The organism is Acidobacteriota bacterium, from assembly GCA_003225175.1.
GTDB lineage: Bacteria > Acidobacteriota > Terriglobia > Terriglobales > Acidobacteriaceae > Gp1-AA112.
Window position 1 is genome coordinate 67,842 of record QIBA01000047.1, and the last position, 6,336, is coordinate 74,177.

Here is a 6,336-nt window from a genome sequence, read left to right on the forward strand (position 1 = left end):
GTAGGGCGCTCAAGAGCGCACTTCGTTCTGGGCAGGCAATCATCAATCACCACATCAGCAGGAGGAATTGAGTAATGAAGAAAAATCTCTATCGGCTCGGAATGGTAATCGCGATGAGCGCTGGATTCGCGCTGGCTCAAGGCACAGCGTCGCAGACAACGACTCCGAAGACCTTCCCGGACCAACAGCAATCTCCATCTGCTGCCCAGAGCACGTCGCAGAATCCAACGTCGGCACAGCCGTCGAGCTCGGATCAGCTACCATCCAGTAGCCAGACTCCTTCCTCTTCGTCGTCGACGTCGGCTGCGCCGAGTTCGAGCAGCAGCGACCAATCGAGCACGACTCCGAGCAGCAGCCAGTCGAGCGCCTCGCCGAGCAGTTCATCGCCGAGCAGTTCCAGCACGTCGACTTTACCGCAGTCTGATCAAAGCTCACCGTCGTCAAGCTCGTCTCCGTCGTCTTCCAGCAGTTCGCAGAGCACTTCGCCCTCGACTTCGGGAAGCGCGACTTCACCCTCCAGCTCCACTGACCAGAGCTCCAATCCCTCATCCAGCTCCTCGTCATCCAGCAACCAGAGCACGAATCCGTCGAGCAGCAGCCAGTCCGGCGCTTCGAGTTCCAGTTCGGGAATGCCGCAGAGTGACATGAACGGAAGCTCCGACGTTCAGAGCAAGATTACGTCGGCCCTCCAGGCCAATCCGAATCTCTCCGGCGTCAGCGTCAGCTCGAGCGACAAGGGCGTCATTGAACTGACGGGCACGGCGAACTCCGCGAAAGACCGCAAGGAAGCCGTGCGCATCGCCAAGGAAAATGCCAATGGCATGAAGGTGAAGGACCACATTAAGATCGGTGCTTCGGCCATCAACAACAGCGGCACGACTCACTAAACCCATCCACTCAGCAAGGGCGGCCTGAAAGCCGCCCTTTTACTTTTGCTCATAATTCCCAATTCGAAACCCATAGGGACAATGACGGCATCCCGACTGGCAGCAGTATCCCCGCTTCAGTAGATAGTGTTCTGTAAAAACATACAGACCGTTCTCGATGTAGTAATCGACGTCCTCGACCAGCGGTTCGCCCGAAGACGATTCGCGCGGCTGTTGTTCAGTCGCCACTCGCGCTCCGAATTGCAGTGTCACGAGCGGCAAGGATTTGCATCACGGGACTCGGTCCAGCCTCTTCGACCAGGGATCCGTCGCGGAAGCTGACGCTGTGTCCTGAGATCGCGGGCACGCGCTCTCCAGGCACGATGATGCCGGCGAGGTTCAGCGGATCCGCCGCAGACACGGTGATGGTTTCTCCCGAGGGCTGAGCATTGCGCATCGCGCGCAGCGATTCGACGGCTTCGGGCAGCGCGAACTGTTCACCGATGAAGCCCGAGACGAATCTGCCGCCACGCACCTCACCGCGATCTTCGAGGCGGCGGAAGGTCAGCAGCAGTTCGCGCCATTTTGGGAGAACCGATTCTCGCGCCAACAGCTCGCGGAAGACCAAACCATAGCGATCCAGCAGCATGCGGCAGGTCGCTTCGAGCGCGGCAGCATGATCGCGCGCCGGTTCCGTATGCATGATCGTCCAGCGCCCGGCGCTGTGGCGCGGACGGCGTGCACGTGCAGTTGCGGTTGAGCGTCGTGGGGCCACAAGCGTGCGGAGGTTATCGAAGCCATCTGCAGTGACTACACCAGCAGCAACGAGCTCCCACAAACCAGTTTCAACTTCCGCTTTCAACTTTCCCGTTCCACGCACAATGTCCGTGAAGAACGACGCACCGCGCGATTGCAGATAGGCGAACACTTCGTTTGCCACCGGACTCAAGCAGCGCTCGATCGCGTTTGGTTGCTGCGAACGGACCGATGTCATCCAGTCGGACTCATCACGCAAAAAGAATGTGACCGGCGCAACGCTGGTCGGGACTACGCGGCGAGTGCTCTCCGAGGTGGCTTCGAGCGTGGCCGGATGTGGCGAGAGCCGGCCCCAGCCCACGGCCCCCGTAAGGCAGAGGTGGTCGAGGTCCTTGGGATCGTAGTCCCTGATGCGTTGCGGCAGAATCTGCTTCTCCCATGCATTGGCCGGAATTTCAAACCCCTGCATCTGCCGCAAGACTTCGAGCAGACCGCGCTGGCCGTTTAACTGTGTGCCTGCAGCAACGTGCTGCCAGCGTGGCAGCCAGCGCATGAGCTGGGCCGGAGTTACGGGCTGAATCTGTTTTCGCAGAACTCCGAGTGTTAGACGGTGAATGCGCGCCAGCAGTCGACGGTCACACCACTCAGTGACTCCGTCATGACGGGCGAATTTGCCGCGCAGGATAGATCCCTTAGCCTCGAGGCGGAGCAAAGCGATGTCGATTTCGTTTGCCGGCTGATGTAGCGCTTCGGCGAGTTGCTGAGCGGTGAGTGGGCCCGAGTGCATCATCCAGCCAGTCACCATGGCAAGTCGGGCATCGTCTGCGCCTGGCACTTCACGTTCGGCGGATTCGATTGGGAATTCTAGTTCCGAATCGGGATAGAGTGCGCGGAAGCTGGTTAGCTTCTCAGCGGCTACCCAGAAGTAGCGGCCTGCAACGCGAGCACGAGCGGCGCGACGTTGCTGCTTGAGTTCAGAGAAGAAGCCACTCCAGGACACTGTATTCCAGGCATTCTCGCTGGAGCCTGCTTTGGGCAGAGACACAGCCGAGGGCGGCTGTGCCACAAGGCTTTCAGAAGGCAGCGCCTCACCTTCCTTAAGGTTTTCTGGCAGCGCAATTAGTGTCAGCAGAGCATCGTGCAGCTCGTCCCCATCGCGGACGTCGGGCCAGGCTTCGTCACGAACCTGTTCGATGGCGCTCAGGTCGAGGCCTCCGACTTCCTGCAGTACCGAATCGGGAAGCGTGCGCCGCATCTCCACGGCTCGCGCGCGGCGCTCTTCCAGCGGGGCATCGTCCAGATAGGCATAGGGCGCCGAGTTCAGAATCTCGTGCGAGAACTGTGAAGGCACCGGCGTATCCACCGCCAGCAGGTGAATGGAGCCATTCGAGATGCCGCGCAGCAAATTCTTCAGGCCATCGATGTCCATCGCTTCAGTAAGGACATCTTTCATGACCTCGCGAACCAGCGGATGATCGGGAATCTTGATATCGCCTTCGATGTTTTCCTGGCAAGCAGCCACATCGGGGAACACTGAGGCTAGAAGATCGTCGGAGCGGATGCGCAGAATCTGGGGAGGAATCTTCTTCCCATTACGGTAGCGAAGCAGCGCAAGCGCGCGTCCGGCGTCCCAGCGCCAGCGGGTTTTGAAGATGGGCGAGTCGAGTGCCGCTTGTTCCAGCACTTCCTGCACGCTTTCTTCACGCAGGAACTCGAAGACATCGGCGAGTGGAAAGCTGTGCTGCTCGGCGAGAGCGATGTTCAGGCCGTTCTCGGTGGCTGAAGCCTGCAGCTCGAAGTTGAAGGAGCGGCAGAAGCGCTTGCGCAGCGCCAGTCCCCACGCCTTGTTGATGCGTGCCCCCAGCGGAGCGTGAATCACCAGCTGCATGCCGCCGCCTTCGTCGAAGAAGCGCTCGGCAATGAGCGTGCTTTGCGTGGGTACAGCACCCAGCACCGCGCGCCCTGTGACGATGTACTCGACGATCTGCTCGGCAGCAGAGTCGTCCATGTGGCATTCGTCTTTTAGCCAGGCGACGGCCGATGCCACTTCGGGAATGTTCTGGGAGATGCCTACCGGAGTAACGTTAGGCGTGCGTTCGTCCACTTCGGCGCGGATGGCCGCGACCTGATGTGATAGCTCCGGCGTCCGCGCTGGAGCCTCGCCGCGCCAGAAGGGAATTGTCGGAGCAGCTCCCTGAGCGTCTTCAACCACCACACGTCCAGCGGACTCGACGCGATGGATCCGCCAACTGGTGCTGCCCAGGAGCATTACATCGCCACGTTGGCTTTCCACCGCAAAGTCTTCGTCGAGGGTGCCGACCACCGCCTCTTCGGGCAATGCTACGACCGTATATAAGGAATTGTCAGCAATGGCACCGCCATTTGTCACAGCGATCATCCGGCTGCCGCGGCGGCCTTTGAGAATGCCATTGACCCGATCGCGATGCAGGTACGCTCCGTAGCGTCCCCGACTGGCGGCGATGCCGTCCGAAAGAACGGTCACGATCTCTTCAAAGTCGCTCTCAGCAAGGGTGCGATAGGGATACGCGCGGCGGAGTACGTTGAACAGCTCTTGCTCGAGCCAATCATCGGCAGCGCACATAGCAACAATCTGCTGGGACAGCACGTCAAGCGGAGCTTCAGGAACCATGAGCGCGTCGAGTTCTCCCGCTTCGATGGCGCGCACAAGTGCTGCGCATTCGATCAGTTCGTCGCGCGTTGTGGCGAAGATGCGGCCTTTGGGAATGGCTCCGCGCCAGTGTCCGGCGCGGCCGATGCGCTGCAGCATCACGGCAATAGAGCGCGGCGAGCCGATGTGGCAGACAAGGTCGATGTGTCCGACGTCAATACCGAGTTCCAGGGAAGCTGTGGCCACCAGAGCCTTTAATTCGCCCTTCCGCAAACGGGACTCGGCATGCAAGCGCAGCTTGCGCGAGAGGCTGCCGTGGTGCGCTGCCACTGCATCCTCCCCAATTCGGTCGGCCAGACAGTGCGCTATGCGCTCTGCCAGGGAGCGCGTATTGACGAAGATCAGCGTGGAACGATGCTGCTCGGTGAGTTGCGCGAGACGGTCATAGACCTCGTCCCACATCTCATGCGTCATCACCGCCGAGAGTGGACTCGGAGGAACTTCCACAGCAAAGTCGAGCCGACGCCTGTGGCCTACGTTTACAACTTCGGGCTCTCCGGAGGCACCCGCGAGAAATTTGGCTACCAGTTCGATGGGCTTCTGCGTCGCTGAGAGCCCAATGCGCACCGGCTTGCGATGCGCGAGCACGTCCAGGCGCTCCAGCGAGATGGCCAGATGCGCGCCACGCTTGTCGTCGGCAATGGCATGGATCTCGTCCACGATCACGGTCTCGACATCGCGCAGCAGCTCGCGGCTCTTTTCCGCCGTGAGCAGAATGTACAGAGACTCAGGAGTAGTGACCAGAATGTGAGGTGGGGACTTGAGCATCCGCTGCCGGTCGGCGGAAGGCGTATCGCCGGTGCGCACAAAAGTGCGGATCTGCGGCATAAGGAAGCCGCGCTCACCGGCAAGGCGAGCAATCTCCGCCAGGGGACGCTCCAGATTCGTAGCAATGTCGTTGCCGAGGGCTTTCAGAGGGGAGACGTAAACGACCTCAATCTTGCCCTCGAGCTGACCGGTGACAGCCTTGTGGACGAGGCGATCAATGCAGGCGAGAAAGGCAGCGAGGGTCTTACCGGATCCGGTAGGTGCCGCAATGAGGGTAGAACGTCCGGAAAGGATGTAAGGCCAACCTTGTTCTTGTGGCTCAGTGGGAGTGCCGAATTTTGATACGAACCACTCCTGCACCAGCGGATGCGCCCAAGCCAGCGCCTGCGGCACATCCACCTGCGCACCCCTTCCGCTCTCAATTTGTGTAAGATCGGTCATTTACAGGACTTAGACTCGGCATGCGCCAGAATTTCTACAATTTCGATTGCAGCGAAATGAGCAATCGAACATCTTGTAGTTACTCGCGGATTCGGAAAAGGATTTTTAGACCCAATCGATTCAGCATCTTCCCGGTTATTTCTTGGGCACTTCGGTGCCAAGTGAACCCCGGCGTAACCCCGAATTTTCCACAGCGTAACCCCGAAATTTCCACGGCGTTACGCGATCTCTATCAGCGTGGCCGAAAGGGCAGGTGATGACTTGCCGTAAGTCGCAAAATTCCTCCGAATCCCACAAGATCCCTGAAGGTCCCTAGGGATATCCCATCGTGATCCCTAGGAATCGAATGCGACTATCGCAGCGACCTCAATCTTCCCGGATCGGCTGAAAGAGCAAGCGAACCGCTCGGGCGCAGAAAACTGGCTCAAACCAGAGTTATCTGGAATTCCTGCACTCAGAGTCACGTGGAGAGGCGCGCTGGCGAGAACTCGCACCGAATAATTATAGGCGAATAAAAGGCAAATCGTCAAGGACTGGGTAAGTATCCCTTGACAGTAGGTACAGCAATTCGCGAAACTATAACCCTATCGCCGGGGCATTTTCACGTCGAAAGGGCATACGATCCGACTGTGCGCGTTCCTAAAGAGGTTCTAAAATGTGTGGCGTTTGTTGGCGAAGTTACTCATCGGAGCGAAGACGGCGAGGTCTATGGTGATCTGAATGCGACTGGGTTTCTCGTGTCTGTGCGGAGTCGCCATTTCCCGGAACTGAAGTACGTTTATTTCGTTACTGCAAAGCACGTTGCTGACGATCTAA

General features: G+C 59.1%; 3 protein-coding genes. 1 reads left to right on the forward strand and 2 read right to left on the reverse strand.

Annotated features, from left to right (window positions below; translation table 11 throughout):
* Window positions 1-74 precede the first annotated feature (74 nt).
* Window positions 75-887 carry a hypothetical protein gene (locus DMG62_12825; protein PYY22605.1) on the forward strand — a complete coding sequence of 271 codons (813 nt, stop codon included), beginning with the start codon at window positions 75-77 and terminating at the stop codon, window positions 885-887.
* Between the two features lie 39 nt (window positions 888-926).
* Here the strand turns inward: DMG62_12825 and DMG62_12830 are convergent, their stop codons facing one another.
* Together DMG62_12830 and DMG62_12835 are read right to left on the reverse strand one after the other, a co-directional pair.
* Window positions 927-1,115: a hypothetical protein gene (locus tag DMG62_12830; GenBank protein PYY22606.1), complete on the reverse strand. Its 189-nt coding sequence runs from the start codon at window positions 1,113-1,115 to the stop codon at window positions 927-929.
* Entirely contained in the window at window positions 1,105-5,520 is a 4,416-nt protein-coding gene (locus DMG62_12835; protein PYY22607.1) for a DEAD/DEAH box helicase, read from the reverse strand. Before DMG62_12835 ends, DMG62_12830 begins: the two co-directional genes overlap by 11 nt.
* Between the last annotated feature and the right edge of the window lie 816 nt (window positions 5,521-6,336).

What these genes read in the sequence shown, in the direction of transcription:
- DMG62_12825 (PYY22605.1), top strand. Translation starts at nt 75, where the DNA reads ATGAAGAAAAATCTCTATCGGCTCGGAATGGTAATCGCGATGAGCGCT.
- DMG62_12835 (PYY22607.1), bottom strand. Translation starts at nt 5,520, where the DNA reads ATGACCGATCTTACACAAATTGAGAGCGGAAGGGGTGCGCAGGTGGAT.